Origin of the sequence: Paracidovorax wautersii, from assembly GCF_900113035.1 — a bacterium.
Taxonomy (GTDB): domain Bacteria; phylum Pseudomonadota; class Gammaproteobacteria; order Burkholderiales; family Burkholderiaceae_C; genus Paracidovorax; species Paracidovorax wautersii.
This window is the reverse complement of the sequence record NZ_FONX01000002.1, coordinates 441,786-462,967: the sequence shown is the minus strand read 5'-3', so window position 1 is coordinate 462,967 and position 21,182 is coordinate 441,786. Positions and strand designations below refer to the sequence as shown.

The 21,182-nt window shown below is 71.6% G+C and carries 19 protein-coding genes; 9 read left to right on the top strand and 10 right to left on the bottom strand.

All coding sequences use genetic code 11. The features are described from left to right. The first annotated feature begins 9 nt into the window (after positions 1 to 9). The 4 genes from BM070_RS04635 to BM070_RS04620 all read left to right on the top strand — a co-directional run bounded on the left by BM070_RS04635 (position 10) and on the right by BM070_RS04620 (position 5,895). A complete protein-coding gene (locus tag BM070_RS04635) occupies positions 10 to 2,199 on the top strand; it encodes a putative bifunctional diguanylate cyclase/phosphodiesterase (RefSeq protein WP_092937971.1) in 2,190 nt (729 codons plus the stop codon). A gap of 167 nt (positions 2,200 to 2,366) precedes the next feature. Beyond that, positions 2,367 to 3,755: an AmpG family muropeptide MFS transporter gene (locus BM070_RS04630; protein ID WP_092937969.1), complete on the top strand. Its 1,389-nt coding sequence runs from the start codon at positions 2,367 to 2,369 to the stop codon at positions 3,753 to 3,755. Between the two features lie 196 nt (positions 3,756 to 3,951). Next, positions 3,952 to 4,668 (top strand): response regulator, encoded by a 717-nt coding sequence (locus BM070_RS04625; protein WP_092937967.1) that lies wholly within the window; start codon positions 3,952 to 3,954, stop codon positions 4,666 to 4,668. Beyond that, positions 4,669 to 5,895: an ATP-binding protein gene (locus BM070_RS04620; protein ID WP_175518419.1), complete on the top strand. Its 1,227-nt coding sequence runs from the start codon at positions 4,669 to 4,671 to the stop codon at positions 5,893 to 5,895. 18 nt (positions 5,896 to 5,913) lie between these two features. Here the strand turns inward: BM070_RS04620 and BM070_RS04615 are convergent, their stop codons facing one another. Beyond that, entirely contained in the window at positions 5,914 to 7,182 is a 1,269-nt protein-coding gene (locus BM070_RS04615; protein WP_092937965.1) for a YbfB/YjiJ family MFS transporter, read from the bottom strand. 78 nt (positions 7,183 to 7,260) lie between these two features. On the opposite strand from BM070_RS04615, the gene BM070_RS04610 reads away from it, so the two are divergent. After that, complete coding sequence (locus BM070_RS04610; RefSeq protein ID WP_092937963.1) at positions 7,261 to 8,130, top strand: LysR family transcriptional regulator; 870 nt, start codon at positions 7,261 to 7,263, stop codon at positions 8,128 to 8,130. Positions 8,131 to 8,176: 46 nt separating this feature from the next. After that, a complete protein-coding gene (locus tag BM070_RS04605; RefSeq protein WP_092937961.1) occupies positions 8,177 to 9,319 on the top strand; it encodes an NAD(P)H-dependent flavin oxidoreductase in 1,143 nt (380 codons plus the stop codon). Positions 9,320 to 9,372: 53 nt separating this feature from the next. On the opposite strand, the gene BM070_RS04600 is transcribed toward BM070_RS04605, so the two are convergent. From BM070_RS04600 to BM070_RS04585, 4 genes are read right to left on the bottom strand one after another with little or no spacing between them, the layout of a single operon-like run. Continuing rightward, positions 9,373 to 10,383 carry a glycosyltransferase family 32 protein gene (locus BM070_RS04600; protein ID WP_092937959.1) on the bottom strand — a complete coding sequence of 337 codons (1,011 nt, stop codon included), beginning with the start codon at positions 10,381 to 10,383 and terminating at the stop codon, positions 9,373 to 9,375. Beyond that, positions 10,380 to 11,435, bottom strand: a complete 1,056-nt coding sequence (locus BM070_RS04595; RefSeq protein ID WP_092937957.1) for a glycosyltransferase family 2 protein — start codon at positions 11,433 to 11,435, stop codon at positions 10,380 to 10,382. Before BM070_RS04595 ends, BM070_RS04600 begins: the two co-directional genes overlap by 4 nt. Continuing rightward, positions 11,432 to 12,574 carry a glycosyltransferase gene (locus BM070_RS04590; protein WP_092937955.1) on the bottom strand — a complete coding sequence of 381 codons (1,143 nt, stop codon included), beginning with the start codon at positions 12,572 to 12,574 and terminating at the stop codon, positions 11,432 to 11,434. The genes BM070_RS04595 and BM070_RS04590 overlap by 4 nt, the downstream gene beginning before the upstream one ends. 27 nt (positions 12,575 to 12,601) lie before the next feature. Then, positions 12,602 to 13,906, bottom strand: coding sequence for an O-antigen ligase family protein (locus BM070_RS04585; protein ID WP_092937953.1), 1,305 nt, complete (start codon positions 13,904 to 13,906; stop codon positions 12,602 to 12,604). A gap of 170 nt (positions 13,907 to 14,076) precedes the next feature. Between BM070_RS04585 and BM070_RS04580 the strand changes: the two genes are divergently transcribed. Next, complete coding sequence (locus BM070_RS04580; RefSeq protein WP_175518418.1) at positions 14,077 to 15,030, top strand: glycosyltransferase family 32 protein; 954 nt, start codon at positions 14,077 to 14,079, stop codon at positions 15,028 to 15,030. A 44-nt stretch (positions 15,031 to 15,074) separates the two neighbouring features. Here the strand turns inward: BM070_RS04580 and BM070_RS04575 are convergent, their stop codons facing one another. The 4 genes from BM070_RS04575 to radA all read right to left on the bottom strand — a co-directional run bounded on the left by BM070_RS04575 (position 15,075) and on the right by radA (position 18,153). Continuing rightward, the gene (locus BM070_RS04575) at positions 15,075 to 15,281 is read right to left on the bottom strand and encodes a zinc-finger domain-containing protein (protein ID WP_092937951.1); all 207 of its coding nucleotides are present in this window, start codon (positions 15,279 to 15,281) and stop codon (positions 15,075 to 15,077) included. 5 nt (positions 15,282 to 15,286) lie between these two features. Then, on the bottom strand, positions 15,287 to 16,225 hold the full coding sequence (locus BM070_RS04570) for a branched-chain amino acid transaminase (protein WP_092937949.1): 939 nt from the start codon (positions 16,223 to 16,225) through the stop codon (positions 15,287 to 15,289). A gap of 43 nt (positions 16,226 to 16,268) precedes the next feature. Next, on the bottom strand, positions 16,269 to 16,715 hold the full coding sequence (locus BM070_RS04565) for a glycerate kinase (RefSeq protein ID WP_092938154.1): 447 nt from the start codon (positions 16,713 to 16,715) through the stop codon (positions 16,269 to 16,271). A gap of 61 nt (positions 16,716 to 16,776) precedes the next feature. Further along, positions 16,777 to 18,153 carry a DNA repair protein RadA gene (radA, locus tag BM070_RS04560; protein ID WP_092937947.1) on the bottom strand — a complete coding sequence of 459 codons (1,377 nt, stop codon included), beginning with the start codon at positions 18,151 to 18,153 and terminating at the stop codon, positions 16,777 to 16,779. 235 nt (positions 18,154 to 18,388) lie between these two features. Between radA and BM070_RS04555 the strand changes: the two genes are divergently transcribed. Next, on the top strand, positions 18,389 to 18,730 hold the full coding sequence (locus BM070_RS04555) for a hypothetical protein (RefSeq protein WP_092937945.1): 342 nt from the start codon (positions 18,389 to 18,391) through the stop codon (positions 18,728 to 18,730). Positions 18,731 to 18,837: 107 nt separating this feature from the next. Then, positions 18,838 to 19,458 (top strand): glutathione S-transferase family protein, encoded by a 621-nt coding sequence (locus tag BM070_RS04550; protein ID WP_092937943.1) that lies wholly within the window; start codon positions 18,838 to 18,840, stop codon positions 19,456 to 19,458. A gap of 51 nt (positions 19,459 to 19,509) precedes the next feature. On the opposite strand, the gene BM070_RS04545 is transcribed toward BM070_RS04550, so the two are convergent. Next, positions 19,510 to 21,108: an ABC transporter substrate-binding protein gene (locus BM070_RS04545; RefSeq protein ID WP_092937941.1), complete on the bottom strand. Its 1,599-nt coding sequence runs from the start codon at positions 21,106 to 21,108 to the stop codon at positions 19,510 to 19,512. Positions 21,109 to 21,182: the final 74 nt, after the last annotated feature.

The following is a 21,182-nucleotide window of genomic DNA, read 5'->3' as shown; positions in this document are numbered from 1 at the left end:
CCCGCTCCCATGGATAGCCCCCTCGTCACGGCGTACCTGATCTCGGTCGGCATCCTGCTCATGGGTGCCGGGTATGCCGCCGTGCTGGCCTGGCACAGCAAGACGCCGCGCGTGCTCTGGAGCTACGCGGCGCTGTGCCTGTGCTTCGCGCTGTTCCAGCTGGGCAACGCGCTGCAGTATTCCGCCGACGACATGGCCGCCGCCTTGCACGCGCACCGCTGGCTCAACCTGTGGTCGCTGCTGGCGGTGCCGCTGGGCACGCTGTTCTTCGAATCGGTCGGCTCGCCCCGGCCACGCCTGCGCCTCACGGCCGCTGCGAGCGCCATCACGCTGGTGCTCGTGGTGCACAACTTCAGCACGCCCTTCGGCTACCGCTTCACCGAGTCCCCCGGAGCCAATCTGGTCGAATTGCCCTGGGGCGAATCCATCTACCTCTTCTCGGGCACGACCGACCTGCCGTTCCAGCTGCTGCGCCTGCTGTCGCTCCTGCTGCTGGTCGCCAGCCTCCCCCAGCTGCGCGATGTGCCGGGCCAGGCGCGCCTCTGGCGCACCGCGTCGCGCTGGGGCGCCGCGCTGCTGGTCGCGGGGGGTGTCATGGCCGTGCTGGTGGACAGCGGCAAGGCACATCTGCCCTACACGGGCGGCTTCTTCTTCCTGCTGGTGAGCGTGCTGGTCGTCGGCGCCCTGATGCGCGATCTGCGCCGCCAGGGCCTGCGGGCGCGCCCCTACGGCTCGGGCCTGCGCTATGGGCCGCCCACCGCTCCGGCGCCGCTGGAGGCCACCGCGGCATCCCGGCCCGCCGCGGCGCGCACGGCACCGGCAGGCGACTCGCGCTACGCCGACCTGCCGGACCGCGCCCAGCTGCTGCGCCGGCTCGCGCCCGTGCTGCAGGAGCACCAGCGCCGGGCCGAACCGCTGACCGTGTTCGTCTTCGACATCGACCGCTTCGACCTGCTCTGCGCCACGCAGGGCCGCGCCGCGGGCGGCTCCCTTTTGGCCCAGCTCACCGGCCGCCTGCAGAAGGCGCTGGTGGATGGCGACCTGCTCTCGCGCAGGCATGAGGCCGGCTTCGCGGTGGTCTGCAAGGGCTTGGCGCCCCAGGCCGTGGCCCAGCGCCATGTGCAGCTCGACCACGCCTTCGCCCTGCCCATCGCCTTCGCGGGCAAGGTGATGAACGTGCGCGCCAGCGCCGGCGTGGCGCGCTTTCCCGATGACGGCCTGACGGCAGAGGCCGTGCTGGACGCGGCCGAGCTGGCGCTGCACGAGGCCAAGACCAGCGGCCGCGGCAGCCGGCCGCTCAAGACCTTCACCACCGCCCTGAAAGACCAGGTGCAAGAGCAGCTGGAGCTGGAAGACGAGCTGCGCACCGCGCTCGAACGCGGCGAATTCGTGCTGCACTACCAGCCGCAGATCCACGGCGACACGGGCCAGCTGGTGTGCATGGAGGCGCTGGTGCGCTGGCAGCACCCGGTGCGCGGGCTGGTCTCGCCGCTGCGCTTCATCCCGGTGGCCGAATCGACCGGCCTCATCCATCCCCTGGGCGCCTGGGTGCTCGACACCGCCTGCGCCCAGCTGGCGCGCTGGCACGCCCAGGGCCACACGTCGCTGCGCATGGCCGTGAACCTGTCGGGCCATCAGCTGGAAGACGAGTCGCTCGAAGCCACCATCGCCGACGCCCTGGCGCGCCACCGCATCCACCCGGGCGATCTGGAGCTGGAGATCACCGAATCCGTGCTGATGCACCAGCTGGACCTGGTGGCCGCACGGCTGGCGGCGCTGCGCACGCTGGGCGTGCGCCTGTCCATCGACGACTTCGGCACGGGCTATTCGTCGCTCAGCTACCTGCGGCGCCTGCCCGTGCATGCGTTCAAGCTCGACCGCTCCTTCATCCGCGACATGGACCTGAGCGGGCGCGGCCAGGCGGTGTGCGCCACCGCCATCGGCCTGGCCTTCGATCTGCAGCTGGAGGTGGTCGCCGAGGGCGTCGAGACCCTGCAGCAGGCGCAGTTGCTCAAGCAGTGGGGCTGCCACCTGCTGCAGGGCTTCCTGTTCGCACGGCCCATGCCGGCGGACGCGGCGACGGAGTTCCTGCAAAGCGCCGCCAGCGCGGCCACGGCCCCGGACCTCGCGCCGGCCCAGCAGCTGCAGCAGACGCCGCAGGAGCGCTCCGCTGCGGCATTGCAGATGGCGGGTTCCTGAAGGCACCCGCCCGGGCGCAAGGCGCCGCCCGATAATCCCCGCAGACCCGCCCGTTGCGGCCCGGCGCCCCCGGCCCGCCGCACGGCACCGCCACAGACCCGCGCCCCCGGCAGCGCTGCAGGGCCGGCACCCGCCGCCCCGGCCGCGCGCCCTCTTTGTGCTCCCCCATGACGAATCCAGCGCCCTCTTCCCGAACCGCCGCATCCTCCCCCAGCGCCGATCCCGCAGCCACGCCACCGCAGCCACCCGCGCCGCGCCGCAGCTGGGGCCAGGCCCTGCGGGTCTATCGGGAACCGGCCAGCCTGCGCATGCTGGCGCTGGGCTTTTCGGCCGGGCTACCGCTCCTGCTGGTGCTGGGCACGCTGAGCTTCTGGCTGCGCGAGGCCGGCGTGGACCGCACCACCATCGGCTACCTGAGCTGGGTGGGCCTGGCCTATGCCTTCAAGTGGGTCTGGGCGCCGCTGGTGGACCGCATGCCCCTGCCCTGGCTCACGCGCGCGCTGGGCCGGCGGCGCAGCTGGCTGCTGCTGTCGCAGCTGCTGGTGATGGGCGGGCTGGTGGGCATGGCCCTGCACGACCCGCGCGTGGCGCTGGCGCCCATGGTGTGGTGCGCGCTCTTCGTCGCCTTCGGCTCGGCCACGCAGGACATCGCGCTCGACGCCTTCCGCATCGAATCGGCCGACGCCGACCGGCAGGCCGCCCTGGCCGCGACCTACCAGACGGGCTACCGCCTGGCGATGATCTGGGCCGGCGCCGGCGTGCTCTGGGTGGCGGCCCGGGCCGAATCGCCCACCGCCAGCGGCTACCAGCACGGTGCCTGGCAGGCGGCCTACCTGACCATGGCGGCCTCGATGCTGCTGGGCGCCATCACCGTGCTGCTCTCGCGCGAGCCCGCGCCGCGCCCGCTGCCGCCCGCCCGCAATGCCGCCGAATGGCTGCGCGGCGCACTCGTCGAGCCCTTTGCCGACTTCATCCGCCGCTACCGCTGGCAGGCCGCGCTGCTGCTGGCGCTCATCGCGCTCTACCGCATCAGCGACGTGGTGATGGGCATCATGGCCAACCCGTTCTACGTCGATATGGGCTACACCAAGGACGAGGTGGCCGCCGTGAGCAAGGTCTTCGGCGTGGTGGCCACGCTGGCCGGCGCCTTCGTGGGCGGCGTGCTGTCCATGCGCCTGGGCGTGATGCGCGTGCTGATGCTGGGCGCGGTGCTCAGCGCGCTGAGCAACCTGCTCTTCGCCTGGCTGGGCCAGCAGGGCCACAGCGTGCCGCTGCTGATGGCGGTGGTGTCGGCCGACAACCTCTCGGGCGGCATCGCCTCGGCCGCGTTCATCGCCTACCTATCCAGCCTGACGAACGTGCAGTACTCGGCCACGCAGTACGCCCTCTTCAGCTCCATGATGCTGCTGCTGCCCAAGTGGATCGCCGGCTTCTCGGGCCGCTTCGTCGATGCCTACGGCTACACCGACTTCTTCATCGGCACCGCGCTCCTGGGGCTGCCGGTGCTGCTGCTGGTGGCGCTGGCTTCCAGAGTCAAAATGGCCCCTAGCGCTTGATCCACAAGGGCAATTAGCTACATATTTGATAGCAATTACCGGGAATGCGGCCCCGGGCAGCCGCCGCCCTGAAGCGCTCGTTTACCTAACTTTACGGAGACTTCAACCCGGCGAGATGCCCTGGCGTCACCATGCAGCCTGTGCCCCGTTTTGTTTTCCGTTTCCTCTTCCTTCTTCCATCCTCCGCCCGCCTGCCATGAGTTCCCAACTGCTGATGATCGAAGACGACGCCCGCCTGGCCGAGATGGTGGGCGAGTACCTGGGCCAGTCCGGCCTGCAGGTCACCCACAAGGCGGACGGCGGCAGCGGCCTGGCGCATCTGCAGGGCGATGGCGGCTACGCGCTGCCCGACCTGGTCATCCTCGACCTGATGCTGCCCGACATGGACGGCCTCGAAGTCTGCCGCCGCATCCGCGCCCTGCCCGGCGCCGCCGCGCAGGTGCCGGTGCTGATGCTCACCGCCAAGGGCGACCCCATGGACCGCATCATCGGCCTGGAGCTGGGCGCCGACGACTACCTGCCCAAGCCCTTCGAGCCGCGCGAGCTGCTGGCGCGCATCCGCGCCATCCTGCGCCGGCGCGAGAGCGGCGCCCAGCCCGCGCCGCAGCTCATGCGCTTCGGCACGCTGGAGATCGACCGCGACGCGCGCAGCGTCACCGTGGGCGGGCAGCCGGCGGACCTCACCTCCTACCAGTTCGACCTGCTGGTCGCGCTGGCCGAGCGCGCCGGCCGTGTGCTCACGCGCGACCAGATCATGGAAGCCGTGCGCGGCCGCGAGCTGGAAGCCTTCGACCGCTCCATCGACGTGCACATGGGCCGCATCCGCGCCGCCATCGAGCAGGACGCCAAGAACCCGCGCCGCATCCTCACCGTGCGCGGCGTGGGCTACGTGTTCGCCAAGCAGCAAGACTAGATGTCCCTGGTCAGCCCCTTCTCCCGGCGCCTCTACCTGCGCATCTGGCTCGCCGTGGTGGGCGGGGTGGCGGTGTTCGCGCTGCTGGTGGGCCTGGCCTGGCGCATCGCGGCAGAGCACAACGCGCAGCAGGCCGCAGCGCAGCCGCCGGGGCGCGAATTCGTGCTGCGCGACGCCCAGGGCCACCCGCGGCTCAAGGGCCAGGCCCTGCGCCGCCCCACCGAGCGCGGCGAGGGCCTCGAATTCGTGCTCGAAGGGCTGGACGGCGCGGCCTACACGCTGGAGATGTCGCCGCGCCAGCGCCCGCCCGGCCCGGGCCGGCACGACGCCGCCTTCTGGCTGAGCCCGCCCTTCGGCTTCCTGTGGATGCTGGCGCTGGTCGGCATCGCCGTCACCGTGGGCGTGTTCCCCATCATCCGCAAGCTGCTGGTGCGGCTGGAGACGCTGCAGCGCAGCGTGCAGCGCTTCGGCGAGGGCGACCTCTCGGTGCGCGTGACCGAACGCGGGCAGGACGAGGTGGCCGACCTGGCGCGGCAGTTCAACGCCGCCGCCGCGCGCATCGAAACCCTGGTCAAGTCGCACAAGTCATTGCTGGCCAATGCCTCGCACGAGCTGCGCTCGCCGCTCACGCGCATCCGCATGGGGCTGGAGCTGATGCAGGGCAGCGCGCCCTCGCCCAACTTCCGCGCCGAGATCCTGCGCAACATCGCCGAGCTGGACCAGCTGGTGGACGAGATCCTGCTCGCCAGCCGGCTCGACGCGCGCGAGGCCGACGTGGGCACCGTCGAGGTGGTGGACCTCATGGGCCTGGCCGCCGAGGAATGCGTGCGCGTGGATGCCGAACTGCTGATCGCCGACGGCACGGCCGCCGACGCGCTGGAAGTGAACGGCATCCCCAAGCTGCTGCGCCGGGCGCTGCGCAACCTGCTGGAAAACGCCCGCCGCTACAGCCAGGGCGACATCACCGTCACCCTGCGCAGCACCGGCACGCATGTGGAAGCCAGCGTGTGCGACCAGGGCCCGGGCGTGCCGGCCGACCAGCGCGAACGCATCTTCGAGCCCTTCTACCGCCTGCCCGGCGCCAGCGAACGCTCCGGCGGCGTGGGCCTGGGGCTGGCGCTGGTGCGCTCCATCGCCGAACGCCACGACGGCCGCGTCTTCTGCACCGACCGGCCCGACGGCGCGAGCGGCGCCAGCTTCGTGCTGCAGCTGCCGCGCTCGGCCTGATCCCGGCGCCCGGCGCCCTCAGTTCGCTTCACGCAGCGGCCAGCGCCGCACCATTGCCCCCAGCACGCACGCCCCCAGCACCAGCGCCCCGGCCGCCATGGCCAGGCCCTGAGCAAAGCCCTGCTGCGGCGTGGCCGCATGGTGCAGCGCCCAGGCCACCAGGGGCGGGCCGGCGATCTGGCCCAGGCCGTAGGCCACCGTCAGCAGGCCCGCAAAGCTGTCGCCCGCCGCCGGCCAGATGCGCCGCGCCTCCTGCAGCGCATAGAAGGTGATGGCCGTGAACGGCAGCCCCAGCAGCAGGCTGCCTAGCGCGAAGCCCGCCGCGCCCGGCCACACCAGCCCCAGGCCAATGGCCAGCGCCTGCAGCGCGTAGCAGCCGGCCAGCAGCCAGCGCCGGTCCCAGCCGGCCGGCGTGCGGGTGGACAGCGCCGCGCCCAGCGCCACGCCCGCACCGAACACCGGCCAGAACAGATCGGGCCAGGGCGAGCCCGCCGGCAGCACCCCGCGCGCGATCACCGGCAAGAAGGTGGCCGTGACGATGTAGCCCAGGCCCGCGAGGCCATAGGCCAGCGTGAGCAGCGCCCGGGCGCTGCGGCCTCCTGCAGGGGCGGGCCTGGGGAGCGGCATGGCGGCGCTGGCCATCCCGGCCTGCTGCGCCGGGCCCCGCACCACCGGCCAGACCAGCGCGCACAGCACCGCGCAGAGCAGCCCGAAAGCCGCCCAGCCGGCCGCCGCCGGCCAGTGCGCCGACACCATGGCACTGGCCGAAAGGCCCGTGAGCACGATGCCCAGCCCCGGCCCGCAGAAGATCAGCCCGCCCAGCGCCGCCTGCCCCGACGCCACCAGCCGCGCCATGCACCAGGACGACACGTTGAGGAACACCACCGCGCTCGCTGCGCCCGCCGCCGCGCGCAGCCACGGCCAGGCGCCGGCCACCGGCAGCGCCATGCCGCAGGTCAGCAGCACCGTGGCCGCCAGGCCCCAGCGCGTGAGCGGCGCGCCCTGCCAGGCCCGGGCGGTGCGCGGCGCCAGCCACGGCAGCGCCATGCAGGCCAGGGCCCCGATCAGATAGCCCACGTAGTTGACCGTGGCCAGCCAGCTGCCGTCCGCCAGGGTGAGCACGCCGTCGCGCAGCATCATGGGCAGCAGCGGGGTGAAGGCGAAGCGGCCGATGCCCATGGCGGCGCCCAGCGCGGCCATGCCGGCCAGGGCGATGGCCAGCGGGCGGTGCGCCAGGGCGGGCGGCGTAGCGGCCTCGGGGCCGGACGGAGCGGAATCGGTGGACATGCGGCGGGGCCTCGGGTTGTCTGTTTATTCTCTTTTTCAGATTAACATTCAATCAATCCATCTCCAAACGGGAATTTCATGGACCTCTCCGCCCTGGAAATCTTTCGCGCCGTGGCGGCCGAAGGCAGCGTCACCCGCGCAGCCGAACGGCTGGGCCGGGTGCAGTCCAACGTCACCACCCGCGTGCAGCAGCTCGAAGAACAGCTCGGCGCCACGCTGTTCCTGCGCGAAGGCCGGCGCATGGCGCTGACGCCGGCCGGCACCTCGCTGGTGGCCTATGCCGACCGCCTGCTGGCGCTGGCCGAAGAAGCCCGCCAGGCCCTGCACCCTGCCGCGCCCAGCGGCCGGCTGCGCCTGGGCGCCATGGAAAGCACCGCCGCCGCCCGCCTGCCCGCGCCGCTGGCCCGCCTGCATGCGCAGTGGCCCGGCCTGCAGCTGGAGCTGCGCACCGGCGCCTCGCGCGAGCTGGTGGACCAGGTGCTGGCCCACACCAGCGACTGCGCCCTGGTCGCCTGGCCGCCGCCGGGCGTGGACCCGGAGGCGCCGGTGGACCGCACGCCGGTGTTCACCGAAGCGATCTGCATCGCCCTGCCCGCCGACCACCCGCCGGTCGAACGCCCCGGCGATCTGCAGGTGGGCACGCTGGCCGCCTTCGACTCCGGTTGCACCTACCGCCGCATGGGCGAGGACTGGATGCGCGCGCAGCGCCACGGCGCCGCGCCCCAGGTGCTGGAGCTGGCCTCCTACCACGCCATCCTGGCCTGCGTGGCCGCCGGGCGCTGCGCCGGCGTGGTGCCGCAGTCCGTCATCGACCTGATGCGCGAGCCGCCCGCGCTGCGCTGGGTGCCGCTGGCCGAGCGCGAAACCGTGCTGGTGCGCCGGCGCGGCTGGCATACGCCGGCGCTCGATGCCCTGCTGCAGGCGCTGCAGGGCCCGGCCTCCGCCTGACCCGCTTCGCTCTCGACCCCACCCTCCAACTCGACGAAAGCCTGCCATGCCTTCTGCACCCGCCACGCCGCCCGCTCGCCCGGCCCCGCTGTTCAGCCGCCTGGGCATCGCCCTGCCCATCGTGCAAGGCCCCATGACCGGATCGGACACGCCGGCCCTGGCCGCCGCCGTCTCCGAAGCCGGCGGGCTGGGCATGCTGGGCTGCGGCATGCGCTCGCCCGCCGCCATGGCCGAGGCCGCGGCCGAGGTGCGCCGCCGCACGGCCCGCCCCTTCGGCATGAACCTCTTCGTGCAGGCCACGCCCGCGCCCGATGCGGCCACCGTGCGCGAGGCGCTGGAACGGCTGGCGCCCCTCTACGCCGAATTCGGGCTGGAACCCGCCGTGCCCGCGCAGTGGTGCGAAGACTTCGCGGCGCAGTTCGAGGCGCTGCTCGCGGCGCGCCCGGCCGTCGCCAGCTTCACCTTCGGCATCCTCGATGCGCGCCAGGTGGAGCGGCTGCACGCGGCCGGCTGCACCGTCATCGGAACCGCCACCACCGTGGCCGAGGCCCGCGCCTGGGCCGCCGTGGGCGCCGATGCGGTCTGCGCCAGCGGTCTGGAAGCCGGCGGGCACCGGGGCACGTTTCTCGGGGGGACGGCGGCACGCGAAGCCGGGGCACGCGAGGAGCCATCCCTGGGCGACTTCGAGGCCAGCCTGGTGGGCACGCTGGCACTGGTGCCGCAATGCGTGGACGCGCTCGCCGGCCTGCCGGTGATCGCGGCCGGGGGCATCATGGACGGGCGCGGCATCGCCGCCGCCCAGGCCCTGGGCGCCGAGGGCGTGCAGATGGGCACGGCCTTCCTCGTCTGCCCGGAATCGGCCATCGGGCCGGCCTACCGCGCCGCGCTCGCCGCGGCGGGCGAGACCGATACGCGCATCACCCGCGTGTTCTCGGGCCGGCCGGCGCGCGGCATCGTCAACGCCACCATGGAGCGGCTCGCCGCCTTCGAGGCCGCCGTGCCGGCCTACCCGGTGCAGAACGCGCTCATGGGGCCGGTGCGCAAGGCCGCCGCCGCCCAGGGCCGGGCCGATGCCCTCGCGCTCTGGGCCGGCCAGGGCGTGGCGGCGGCCCGGCCGATGCCGGCGGGGGAGCTGGTGGCGCTGCTGGCGCGGGAATGGCGGGCTGCCCGCGCCGGAATCAAGGCCTGATGGCCCTGCAGCGCAGGCGGATCAAGCGCCTATAGCTATTTTTTCGATAGCAATCAGCGCGCAGTGCCCTTACCGGCCATGAGCTGCTGCCCGGCGATGCTGTCCGGCAGGTAAAGCCCGCGCTCCAGGTAGTCGTCCAGCCGCCGGCGATCCGGCGCACGCAGCTTGATGAGCGGCGGCAGCGCCCCCGTGGGCCGCGAGAACAGCAGCCGCAGCTTGAGCGGCGTGCGGCCCCAGCGGCCGAGCACGTGGTAGTAGAACGGCCCGTCTTCGGCGCGGGCCAGCGCCAGCCGGTAGCCGCCGCGCGTGCGCAGCACGAACTGCAGCGCCAGGTGCATGCTGAGGTAGTCGGGCGCGTCGATGTGCTGGCGCACGTCCTCGTAGATGCCCAGCGACTGCAGGTGGGCGATGTATTCATGCCCCGTGCGGTGGATGACCTGGGTGGTGAATTCGTGCTGCAGGTCGGCGATGAAGCGGCTGCCCGGGGGCGCGGCCATGAACCAGTTCTCGACCACCGGATAGGCGGCGTCGCGGGTGTGGCGCTCCAGGTAGAAGCCCACGAAGTCGGCCGGCGTGCGCGCCTGCTGCTCCAGCACCCAGTCCAGCGGCGCGGTGAGGATGCTGCTGGCATCCACCCAGATGCCGCCGTGCAGGCGCAGCAGCTCCAGCCGGATCCAGTCGGCGCGCTTGGCGGGCGAGACCTGGTCGAGCACGGCCGGGATCTCCGGCAGCCAGGCGCGGGCGGAGACGTCGTCCAGCAGGCGGATCTCGTAGCCCGGGCTCATGCGCCGCCAGTTGGCGAAGCAGCGCTGGATCAGCAGCGGCGGCGCATCGCCCTTCCAGTAGGCCCAGATGACGCGCGGGATGGGCCTGGCAGCGGCTTCGTCCACCGCCGGCACCTGCGCGCCGGGTGCCGGTGCGATGGCATGCAGCGCGAAGGCCGGCGGCGGGCAGGCTTCGAGCCGGCGCGGCCACAGGCCGTAGAACCGGCGCAGGCCGCGTGCCAGCCAGAGTTCGCCGCGCGTCTTGAGCGAGGGGCGGCGGGAGGGAGCGGAAGAAGTCATCGGGGTCGCAGCGCGTGGGCGCGCAGGAATTTCAGGCGCCGCAGCCACCAGCCGCGCAGCAGATAGGCCTGGGCCAGCGCCTCGGCGGGCAGCGGCGAGGCGGCGGCGAAGTCGGCGCGGATGCGGCCGGCCGCGGCATCCAGCGCCGCCGCATCGGCGCCGGGCTGGGCGGCGGCGCGGGCCACCACGCGCATGGCGCCCATCAGGCTGCGGGCGCACTGGTGGGCCAGGGCGAAGCGCAGGGCGGGGTCTGCGGCCTCGGGCCGGCCGCGCAGCGCATCGCCGAAGGGCCGCAGCGCGGCGGACTGGTCCAGGGCCTTGGGCAAGGTCATGGTGGACAGGATGCTGCCGCCGCGCTGGCGGTAGGCCACCCAGGGCTTCGGCACATGCCAGTAGCTGCGCGCGCCCAGCAGGGCCAGCGGCATGGTGGCCATGTCCTCGAAATAGCGGCCGGGCGGAAAGCGCACCGTGGCCGGCCAGAGGGCGCGACGCGTGATCTTGGACCAGGCATGCAGCTGGCCCGTGGCCAGCAGGCCGGCCAGCAGCTCGGGGCCGCCGGGGCGCAGCGCGGCGTGCGGGCCCGCGAAGGTGTTGCGATGGCCTTCGCCGCGCAGGCGGTGCTTCAGGCGCGGGCGCTCGCGCCAGACGGCGAAGTCGCAGAGCACGGCATCGGGCGCGTGCAGGCCCACCACCTCGCGCAGGCCGGCGATGGCGCCGGGCAGCAGCTTGTCGTCGGAGTCGAGGAACCAGAGGTAGTCGCCCCGCGCCGCCTCGATCATGGTGTTGCGCGCGGCGCTCAGGCCGGCATTGCGTTCGTGGCGCAGCAGCCGCAGGCGGCCGGGCCAGCGGGCATCCAGCGCGGCCATGGCCTCGGCGGAACCATCGGTGGAGCAGTCGTCGAGCAGCAGCACTTCGACGCCCGCATCGGCCGGCGCCTGGCCCAGCACGGATTCGACGCATTCGGCCAGGTAGTCGCGCACGTTGTAGACGGGCAGGAGCACGCTGAGCCAGGGCGTGGCAGCGGCCGGCGCAGCGGAAGCGAAAGGGTTCATGGCGTGGCGGGCTCCGCCGGCAGCAGGCCGTGCAGCAGCGCTTCGTAGCGCGCCGTCATGGTGGGCAGGCCGTAGTGCGCCACGGCGTCTTCGCGGGCGGCGGCGGCCATGCGGGCGGCGGCGGGGGTGTCGGTCAAGAGGCGCTGCAGCGCATCGGCGAGCGAGGCGGCATCGCCGGGCTCGGCCAGCAGGCCGGTGCGGCCGGGCGCGATCACCTCCTGCACGCCCACCACGCGGCTGCCCACCACGGCGCAGCCGGCGGCCATGCCTTCGATGAGCGAGAGCGGCATGCCCTCGTAGTGGGTGGAGAGCACGCAGATCCGCTGGCCCATCAGCAGCCCGGGCACGTCGGCGCAGTGGCCGATGAACTGCACCTGGGGCAGCAGGTCCAGTTCCTGCGCCAGCCGCTCGGCCGCCTGCCGGGCGCTGGCCTTGCCGCCGCCGGCCAGGCGCACGGGCGGGGTCAGGCCGCGATCGCGCAGCAGCGCCACGGCGCGCAGCAGCGTGGCATGGTCCTTCTGGCGGGCGAAGCGCGCGGCCATGACGATGCCGGGCTCGCGCGCGGCGAACGGGCGGGACTCGGCCTGGGCGAAGGGCTCGAGCCGCACGCCGTTGGGAATGGCATGGATGCGGTCGGCCGGAAAGCCGCGCTCCAGCAGGGTGCTGCGCACGCCTTCGGAAACGCCCACGATGGCCGCCGTGCGCCGCGCCAGCCAGCGCGCCTGTGCCAGCCGCCAGGCGGTGTAGCGCTCGCGGGAGTTGTGCTCCACGTGCACCAGCCGGGGCACGCCCGCCAGCAGGCCGGCATAGCGGCCCCAGAGGTGTTCGCTGAAACCATGCGCGACCAGGATGTCGGGCTGCCAGCGCCGGCACAGCGCCGCCAGCTGCCACACCGTGGCGGCGTGCGCCCAGCCGGGCACCAGTTCCACCGCCAGCCCCTCGGCGCGCAGCGCGGCCACGCGCTCGGGCGTGGTGGTGCGTCGCTTGGCGCGCAGCGCGAGCAGCGCCTCGAACCGGCCCGATGCGGCATGGGCGCGCACCAGATCGACGGCCACCTGCGTGGCGCCCGAGAAGCCGCCGGTCACGAAGTGCAGCACGCGCGGCCGGCGTGCGGCGAAGAGCGGGGGCGTCGTGCTCATGGAAGCATCATGGCGGCCACCGGGGCCTCAGGTGCGGGCAGCGGCTGCGCGCAAGGCCGGGTCGGAGCCCAGCAGGGCGGACCAGACGATCATGTTGGAGAAGAGATAGAACATGATCCCGCTGTTGTGCGCGAAGAAGACCTGCGTGAGCCCGAAGCCCACGTAGAGCACGGGAATGCACACGCCGGTGAGCCGCAGCGCCACGACCTGGGTGCGCTCGGCCTCGGGCAGGCCGTCCAGCGCTGCCAGACGGCGCCGGCTGGGCCAGAAAAGGAAGAAGGGCACGCCGTAGAAGCACAGCAGCAGGGCCACGCCGCCGATGCCGGTCTTGACGAAGACGTCCAGCGGCTCGTTGTGGACGTAGATGTATTCGGTGATGGACTTCTGGTAGAGGCCGGCCGCGACGCGCTTTTCCTTCTCGCGCATGTAGCCGGCCAGGCCCCAGCCCGTCAGCGGACGTTCACGGCCCAGGTCCCAGGCGAAGCGCCAGTGCTCCAGCCGCTGGCCCACCGAGCTTTCGGCGCCGGCGCGGGCGTTGTCGTCGTACTGCGTCACCTCCTGGTGCATCAGCTCCCAGCGCTGCTCGATCAGGCGCCAGTTCATCACCGTCAGCACCACCAGCGCAGCGAGCAGCGCCCCCGCGATGCGCAGCACCCGCCCGGGGTGCAGGCGATGGAAGAGATAGATGCCCAGCGGCAGCGCCAGCAAGAGCGCCAGCCACCCGCCGCGCGACTGCGACAGCACCGAGGCGTTGAGCGCCATCAGCGCCGCCGCCACGCCCACCCAGGGCACGGCACGCGGCAGCTGGCGCCAGAGCGCCACCAGCTGCATCGCCAGCATGGCGCCCAGGAGCAGCGCCAGGTTGCCCCACTGGATGGCATTGGTGTGGTTGGACGGAAAGCCTGAGGCGCGAAGCGCGCCTTCCACGCGCACCTGCCAGAGCGCCACGCAGCCCGCGCCGAGGCAGCCCAGCAGCAGCCCCCAGAAGAGCGCCCGGGGGCGCGGCGGGAACTTGGCGATGAACAGCAGGCACACAGTGCCGAGCAGGAACTTGATGGAACGGTCCCACTGCCCCATGCCTTCGCGCGCATCCGACATCACGCACCACAGCAGCCCCATGGCGAAGAAGATGGCGGCCAGCGCCAGCGTGCCGCGGTCGGGCCGATGCCGCGCCCAGTGCGGCAGGCTGACAACGGCGCCCAGCAGCAGCAGCACAGCACCGTAGGAATAGCCCGAGGAGACTGTCAGGGACAGGGCCAGCACGAGGAAGGCAGCCAGCGTGGTCCACTGGCGCTGCCAGGGCGACGGGCCCAGATAAGACGAGATTTGCATCGAAAAAGGAATTCGTAGGGGATTCAAGCGCCACGCCCAGAACTAGTACGCAGCTGCCGCTATCGTTTCAATCGAACGATTGGCGCGGATCGTAACCCGGTGGCCAGCGTGCAGAATGCCGCCGTCGCGTATCCGCGCGCTTTCGTGCATTTCGGTGCTGCTCTGACTCCATGACACATTCCCTCCCCGCTGCCGCCTTCCGCACCGTGTATGCCGTGCTGGCCCGGCTGCGCCCGCGCACGGCAGCGGCCTATGCCGCCGCGGCGCCCCAGGTCGCCGCCCCGGGCGACGGAGCAGCGGCCAGCGCCGCCATTCCGCGCCGCATCTGGAGCTACTGGCACAGCGTGCAGCCCGACGCCTTCGTGGAGCGCTGCATCGCCAACTGGCGCGCGCAGTGCCCGGGCTTCGAGGTGCAGGTGCTCAACCAGCAGACGGTGCGCGAGCACGTGCCGCCGGCCGACTGGCCCGAGGGCTTCGAGCGGCTCGACCCGGTCAAGCAGTCGGACTGGATACGGCTCTATCTGGTGAGCCGCTTCGGCGGCTACTGGCTGGATGCGACCGTGCTGCTGACCCGGCCCATCGACTGGCTGGAGGCGATGCGCCAGGCGCAGGGCGCAGACTTTGCGGGCTTCTACCTGCAGGGCTACACGCAGGACGCGCAGTTCCCGGTGGTGGAGAACTGGACCTTCGGCGCGCCCGCCGGCGGCGCCTTCGTCACCGCATGGCAGCGCGAATTCCACCATGCGCTCTTCGAGGTGGGCACGGCGGCCTATCTGCCCGCGCGGCAGGCGGAGCCCGGCTGGGCGCAGCTGCTGCAGGGCATTCCCGATCCGGTCTATCTGCTGGGCCACGTCACCGCGCAGCGGGTGCTGCGCCGGGATGGCGCGGCGCACCGCCTGGCACTCGCCCAAGCGGAAGACACGGCTTTCTTCTATCAGAAGGCCGTGGGCTGGAAGTGGTATCTGCTCTATCCGCGCCTGTGCCTCATGCCGGCGGACGCGCAGGTGCCGCCGCTGGTCAAGCTGCGCGGGGGCGAGCGGCGGCATTTCGCGCAGCTCTTCGCGCGGCATGGCGAGCCCCGGCCGGACAGCCTCTGGGGCCGTGCCTGCAGCGGGCATCGCTGAGGCGGGGGAATGAACGGGCCGGCAGTCCTGCCGGCCTGCGGAGATCAGTGGCCCGCGTGGACCACTTCGCCCGCCTTCAGGCGGTACACCGTGCCGCAGTACGGGCACTTGGCTTCGCCCGTGTGGGCCACGTCCAGATAGACCTTGGGGTGGTTGTTCCAGATCTTCATGTCGGCCTTGGGGCTCGGGCAGAAGACGCCGCCCTGGGGGTTGAGATCCTTGGCGAGCAATTCGATGACGGCTTGGGACATGACGATCAGACCTTGGTGAGCCAGTGGGCGTATTGGGGGTTGCGGCCGTTGACGATGTCGAAGAAGGCCTTCTGGATCTTTTCGGTGACCGGGCCGCGGCTGCCGGCGCCGATGGCGATGCGGTCCAGCTCGCGGATGGGCGTGACTTCGGCGGCGGTGCCGGTGAAGAAGGCCTCGTCGGCGATGTACACCTCGTCGCGCGTGATGCGCTTTTGCACCAGCTCGATCCCCAGATCCTTGCAGATGTGGAAGATGGTGTTGCGGGTGATGCCGTTGAGCGCGCCGGCCGACAGGTCGGGCGTATAGACCACGCCGTTCTTCACGACGAAGATGTTCTCGCCCGCGCCTTCGGAGACGAAGCCCGAGGCGTCCAGCAGCAGCGCCTCGTCGTAGCCGTCGTCCAGCGCTTCCATGTTCGCGAGGATGGAGTTGGTGTAGTTGCTCACCGCCTTGGCCTGCGTCATGGTGATGTTGACGTGGTGGCGCGTGTAGCTGCTGGTCTTGACGCGGATGCCGCGCTGCATGCCTTCTTCGCCCAGGTAGGCGCCCCAGGCCCAGGCCGCGACCATCAGGTGGATCTGGTTGCCGCGGGGCGACACGCCCAGCTTCTGCGAGCCGATCCAAGTCAGCGGGCGCAGGTAGCAGGATTCGAGCTGGTTCTCGCGCACCACGGCCTTCTGGGCCTCGTTGACCTCTTCCTTGCTGAAGGGGATCGCCATGCGCAGGATCTTGGCGCTGTTGAAGAGGCGCTCGGTGTGCTCCTGCAGGCGGAAGATGGCCGTGCCCTGCTCGGTCTTGTAGGCGCGCACGCCTTCGAAGGCGCCGCAGCCGTAGTGCAGCGTGTGGGTCAGCACGTGGATCTTGGCATCGCGCCAATCCACCATCTGGCCGTCCATCCAGATCTTGCCGTCACGGTCGGCCATCGAGGGAACTACGGGGCTCATCGTCATCCTTGTGTCATTGCGGGAAGTCGCAAAACCCGTGATTTTACGTTTCGGCGGCCGGTTGCGCCTGCTGCTGGGGCGTCTGCGGCGCGGCATCGTCCGCGGCCGGGCGCACCAGCTCCCAGCGCGCCAGCCGGCCGCGGCGGAACTCGCAGGTCACGTGCGACTGCGTGCCGTCCGTCCAGCGGAAGATCTCCGGGTCCTCGCCCTCGGGCGACTGCGGCTGGCCGAGCGAGCGCGTCATCGCCACCACGTGCATCAGGTTCACGCCCTCGCGTAGCCGGGCGTTCAGCATCACGGCGCTGCCCACATGGCCGATGGGGCGCTGGGCCGCCTTGTTCATCACGTTCATGAGGCGCGTGAAGTGCAGCAGCGCCCACATCATCAGGCCGCCGCCCACGGCGAAGACGCCCTGCCAGCCGTAGCTGCGCCAGGCCAGGCCCACCAGCAGCAGGATGCCGGCCGGAACGAGGTATTTGCGAAAATTCATGGCGCGCATTGTCCTATGGCGATTCCGCCGCGCCGGTGTGGAAGCTGCGTAGGCGAAGACCCTAGAGCCCGCGCACGACCTCCATGGCCTGCTCCACCCGCTCCACGGCATGGATGGTCAGCCCCTCGATCGGCTTCTTGGGCGCATTGGCCTTGGGTACCACGGCCACGGTGAAGCCCAGCTTGGCGGCTTCCTTCAGCCGCTCCTGGCCGCGCGGAGCGGGGCGCACCTCGCCCGCCAGCCCCACTTCGCCGAAGGCGAGGAAACCCTTGGGCAACGGCTTGCCGCGCAGGCTGCTGGTGATGGCCAGCATCACCGCCAGGTCGGCCGCGGGCTCGCTGATGCGCACGCCGCCCACGGCGTTGACGAACACGTCCTGGTCCATGCAGGCCACGCCCGCATGGCGGTGCAGCACGGCCAGCAACATGGCCAGGCGGTCCCGGTCCAGGCCCACCGACAGGCGGCGCGGGCTGGGCCCGCCCTCGTCCACCAGCGCCTGGATCTCCACCAGCATGGGCCGCGTGCCTTCCAGCGTGACCAGCACGCAGCTGCCGGGCACGGGTTCGCTGTGCTGGCTCAGGAAGATGGCGCTGGGGTTGGTCACGCCCTTGAGGCCCTTCTCGGTCATGGCGAAGACGCCGATCTCGTTGACGGCGCCGAAGCGGTTCTTGATGGCGCGCACCAGCCGGAACTGGCTGTGGGTGTCGCCTTCGAAGTACAGCACCGTGTCCACCATGTGCTCCAGCACGCGCGGGCCGGCCAGGGCGCCTTCCTTGGTCACGTGCCCCACGAGGATGATGGAGACGCCCGAGGTCTTGGCCGCCCGCGTGAGGTGGGCCGCGCATTCGCGCACCTGGGCAACCGAGCCCGGCGCGCTGGTGAGCTGGTCGGAATAGACGGTCTGGATGGAGTCGATCACCGCCACCGCGGGCTGCGTGCTGTCGATGGTGGCGAGGATCTTCTCCAGCTGGATCTCCGCCAGCACGTTGACCTGGCTGTGGTCCAGCCCCAGCCGGCGCGAGCGCAGCGCCACCTGCGCGCCGCTTTCCTCGCCCGTCACGTAGAGCGTGGGCAGGCCCAGGCGCTGCAGCGCATCCAGCGCCTGCAGCAGCAGGGTGGACTTGCCGATGCCCGGGTCGCCGCCGATCAGCACCACGCCGCCCTCGACGATGCCGCCGCCCAGCACGCGGTCCAGCTCGTCCAGGCCGCTGGGCGTGCGCGCCACGTCGGTGGCCTCGATGGCGGCCAGCGGCGTCACCGCCTGCGCCTGCGCCAGGCCCGCATAGGCAGGCGCGCTCAGCCGGTTCTTGCCGGGGCCGGCTTCGGCCACGGTCTCGACCAGTGTGTTCCAGGCACCGCAGGAGGGGCACTTGCCCAGCCAGCGCGGGCTGGTGCCGCCGCAGGCGGTGCAGGTGTAGAGGGTCTTTTCTTTGGCCATGGGAACGCAGCTCGGAAGGGGTCGGCGCGGGCGGGCCGGGGCCGGCCGCGCAAAGGCGGCATTGTCGGGGATGCGGCGCGCACGCCACTGCGCAAGGGCATGGGGCGTTCCCGCAGGTCAACGGACGTAAGCCATTGCAATGTCAGCCCCCTCCTACCCGAGGGGCCGGCCCGCGCACCGAGCATCTCGGCTCCAGCGGCGGTTCGCCGCGCCACTTTGATACAAGGAGCCTTCCATGACCTCTTCCCGACTGTCCCGTACCTCCACGCGCTGGTGGATCGCAGCCCCCCTGGTCGTCGTGTCCGCACTGGCCCTGAGCGCCTGCGACCGCACCAAGCCCGGCGAGCCGGCCAACAGCTCGGCGCCCATGACGCCGTCGCCCTCCGCTCCGACCACGCCCGTACCGGACGCCGGCACAGGCACGACGGGTTCCGGCATGGGCTCCAGCTCCAGCATGGGCACGGGTTCCGGCACCGGCACGGGCGGCATGGGATCGACCGACTCCGGCACGGGCAGCTCCATGCCGCCGGCCGCTGCCGCATCGGATGCGGCCAGCATGCCGCGCACCACGAACTGAGAACGTGTTCACGATCTCCCAGGGACGACTGGCGATAGGCTGAAGTAGCGGCCCGGGATTAGCATCAGGGCACCCTCAGCCCTGATGCGCCCCCGGCGCCTTCATCCATGCCCTCGTCCGAACTCACCCTCTACTACGCTGCCGGCACCTGCGCGCAGGCCGTGCGCATCGCGCTGGAAGAAGCCCAGGCGCCCTACCGCCTGGAACGGCTCGATTTATCCGCGCGCCAGCAGCAGTCGCCTGAATACCTCGCCATCAACCCCAAGGGCCGTGTGCCGGCGCTGGCCACCGGGCACGGCGTGCTGACCGAAACGCCAGCGCTGCTGGCCTACATCGCCCAGCGTTTTCCGCGGGCGCAGCTGGCGCCCACGGACGCATTCGGCTTCGCGCGCATGCAGGAGGTGCACAGCTACCTGGCCTCCACCGTCCACGTGGCCCATGCCCACCGCCCGCGCGCCAGCCGCTGGGCCGACGAGCCCGAGGCCATCGCCGCCATCCAGCGCAAGGTGCCGCAGAACATGACGGACTGCTTCACGCTGATCGAGGACCACTACCTGCAGGGCCCCTGGGTGCTGGGCGATGCCTATTCGGTGGCCGACGGCTATCTGTTCACCATCGCCGGCTGGCTGAAGAGCGACGGCGTGGACATCGCGCGCTTTTCCAAGGTGCATGCGCACTTCGAGCGCGTGGGCGCCCGCGCCGCGGTGCAGAGGGCGCTGGCCGACTGAGCGGGCGAGCCGGCGCACCCCCAGCGCCGTCCGCGCGCGGCTTCGGCCGCCTCAGTTCACCTTGAGCTGGCGCCAGTCGATGCGGTTGTCGGCGCGGTGGGTGATCTCCACCTTCTTGGACGCGGCCCACGGAATGATCTGGTTGTAGAGCGGGATGTGCGAGATCAGCGCATGGTCCTTGACCAGCGCCTGCTCGATCAGGCCGTTGCGCGTGGCGGGGTCGGTTTCCTTCTTGATGCGCTCGATCAGCGCGTCCTGCTGCGGATTGCTGAAGCGCCCCAGGTTGAAGTTGCCGTCGCCGCCCGCGCCGGGCGATCGCACCAGCGACTGCAGCGTGTAGAACGCGTCGAAGGTGGGCACGCCCCAGCCCAGCAGGTAGATGCTGGCCTCGTTGCGCTGGATCATCGGGAAATAGGTGGCGAAGGGCAGCGTGCGCAGCTTGGCCTTCACGCCCACCTTGGCCCACTGGGCGGTGATGGCCTGGCAGAGCTGCTCGTCGTTGATGTAGCGGCCCGCGCTGCAGGCGAAGTCCACCTCGAAGCCCTGCGGGTAGCCCGCCTCGGCCAGCAGCTTCTGCGCGGCAGCAGCGTCGTACGGCCAGCGCACGTCGGCCTTGGGCGTCCAGCCGTTGACCTGCCGGGCGATGAGCGTGCCGGTGGGCTGGGCCAGGCCGCGCAGCACCACGCGCTGGATGGCATTGATGTCGATGGCCTGGTAGAGCGCCTGGCGCACGCGCACGTCCTTGAGCGGGTTCTTGCCCTTCACGTTCGAGCCGGGCAGCTCGTCGCGGAACTGGTCCATGCCCAGCAGGATGGTGCGGTTCTCGGCGCCGTCCAGCACCTTCAGGTTGGGCTGCTGGCGGATGCGCGGCACGTCCTGCAGGCTGGGGTCGATCACGAAGTCCACCTCGCCCGAGAGCAGCGCGGCGGTGCGCGTGGCGTCGGACTTGATGGGCGTATAGACCACCTCGGTCACGTTGCCCGGGAACTTGCCGCGGCCCCACCACAGCGGGTTGGCCGTCAGCACCACGCGCTGGTCGGGCGACCAGGACTTGAGCACGAAGGGGCCGGTGCCCAGCGCGTTGCGGTGGGCGTAGTTCTCTTCGCTGACCTTGATGTCCTTCGGAATCGTGGTGTTGTTCTTCTCGGCCCATGGGCGGCTCATGATGCGCAGCTCGGTCAGCTGGTTGACCAGCACCGGGTTGGGCAGGTCAGAAAAGATGTCGATGGTCTGCGGGTCCACCACCACGACGCGGTCGATGCCCAGGGTGAAGACGGCGTAGTTGGAGCTCTTGGCCTTGGCGCGCTCCAGCGAGAACTTGACGTCGTCCGCGGTGAGCGGCGAGCCGTCGCTGAACTTCACGCCCTGGCGCAGGCTGACGCGCAGCTGCGTGGGGCTGACCTGCTTCCAGCCGGTGGCCAGCTGCGGCTCGGGCTTGAAGGTCTTGCTGTTGTATTCGACCAGCGTTTCATAGACGGCCGAATGCAGCGCGTTGTTGGTGCCCACGTTCTGCGCGTGGATGTCCCACGAGGTCAGGTCGGCCGAGCGGGCGTAGCGGAAGGTGGCGGCATCGGCCGTGGCCGGCAGGGCCGCGGCGGTGAAGACCGCCACGGCGGCGGCAATGGCAAGCAGGGGGGCGGGGGCGCGCATGGTGTGTCGGGTCCTCTCGGTGGCGTCGTCGCCGTGTTCATGGGTCCGCGCCGGCCGACTCTCTGGCGAGGCCG

Excerpts from the sequence above, each read along its gene's own strand:
- BM070_RS04630 (WP_092937969.1), top strand. The coding sequence starts at position 2,367 with ATGACGAATCCAGCGCCCTCTTCCCGAACCGCCGCATCCTCCCCCAGC.
- BM070_RS04605 (WP_092937961.1), top strand. The coding sequence starts at position 8,177 with ATGCCTTCTGCACCCGCCACGCCGCCCGCTCGCCCGGCCCCGCTGTTC.
- BM070_RS04620 (WP_175518419.1), top strand. The coding sequence starts at position 4,669 with ATGTCCCTGGTCAGCCCCTTCTCCCGGCGCCTCTACCTGCGCATCTGG.
- radA (WP_092937947.1), bottom strand. The coding sequence starts at position 18,153 with ATGGCCAAAGAAAAGACCCTCTACACCTGCACCGCCTGCGGCGGCACC.
- BM070_RS04600 (WP_092937959.1), bottom strand. The coding sequence starts at position 10,383 with ATGACTTCTTCCGCTCCCTCCCGCCGCCCCTCGCTCAAGACGCGCGGC.
- BM070_RS04595 (WP_092937957.1), bottom strand. The coding sequence starts at position 11,435 with ATGAACCCTTTCGCTTCCGCTGCGCCGGCCGCTGCCACGCCCTGGCTC.
- BM070_RS04570 (WP_092937949.1), bottom strand. The coding sequence starts at position 16,225 with ATGAGCCCCGTAGTTCCCTCGATGGCCGACCGTGACGGCAAGATCTGG.
- BM070_RS04625 (WP_092937967.1), top strand. The coding sequence starts at position 3,952 with ATGAGTTCCCAACTGCTGATGATCGAAGACGACGCCCGCCTGGCCGAG.
- BM070_RS04610 (WP_092937963.1), top strand. The coding sequence starts at position 7,261 with ATGGACCTCTCCGCCCTGGAAATCTTTCGCGCCGTGGCGGCCGAAGGC.
- BM070_RS04550 (WP_092937943.1), top strand. The coding sequence starts at position 18,838 with ATGCCCTCGTCCGAACTCACCCTCTACTACGCTGCCGGCACCTGCGCG.
- BM070_RS04580 (WP_175518418.1), top strand. The coding sequence starts at position 14,077 with ATGACACATTCCCTCCCCGCTGCCGCCTTCCGCACCGTGTATGCCGTG.
- BM070_RS04615 (WP_092937965.1), bottom strand. The coding sequence starts at position 7,182 with ATGTCCACCGATTCCGCTCCGTCCGGCCCCGAGGCCGCTACGCCGCCC.
- BM070_RS04545 (WP_092937941.1), bottom strand. The coding sequence starts at position 21,108 with ATGCGCGCCCCCGCCCCCCTGCTTGCCATTGCCGCCGCCGTGGCGGTC.
- BM070_RS04565 (WP_092938154.1), bottom strand. The coding sequence starts at position 16,715 with ATGAATTTTCGCAAATACCTCGTTCCGGCCGGCATCCTGCTGCTGGTG.
- BM070_RS04585 (WP_092937953.1), bottom strand. The coding sequence starts at position 13,906 with ATGCAAATCTCGTCTTATCTGGGCCCGTCGCCCTGGCAGCGCCAGTGG.
- BM070_RS04555 (WP_092937945.1), top strand. The coding sequence starts at position 18,389 with ATGACCTCTTCCCGACTGTCCCGTACCTCCACGCGCTGGTGGATCGCA.
- BM070_RS04635 (WP_092937971.1), top strand. The coding sequence starts at position 10 with ATGGATAGCCCCCTCGTCACGGCGTACCTGATCTCGGTCGGCATCCTG.
- BM070_RS04590 (WP_092937955.1), bottom strand. The coding sequence starts at position 12,574 with ATGAGCACGACGCCCCCGCTCTTCGCCGCACGCCGGCCGCGCGTGCTG.
- BM070_RS04575 (WP_092937951.1), bottom strand. The coding sequence starts at position 15,281 with ATGTCCCAAGCCGTCATCGAATTGCTCGCCAAGGATCTCAACCCCCAG.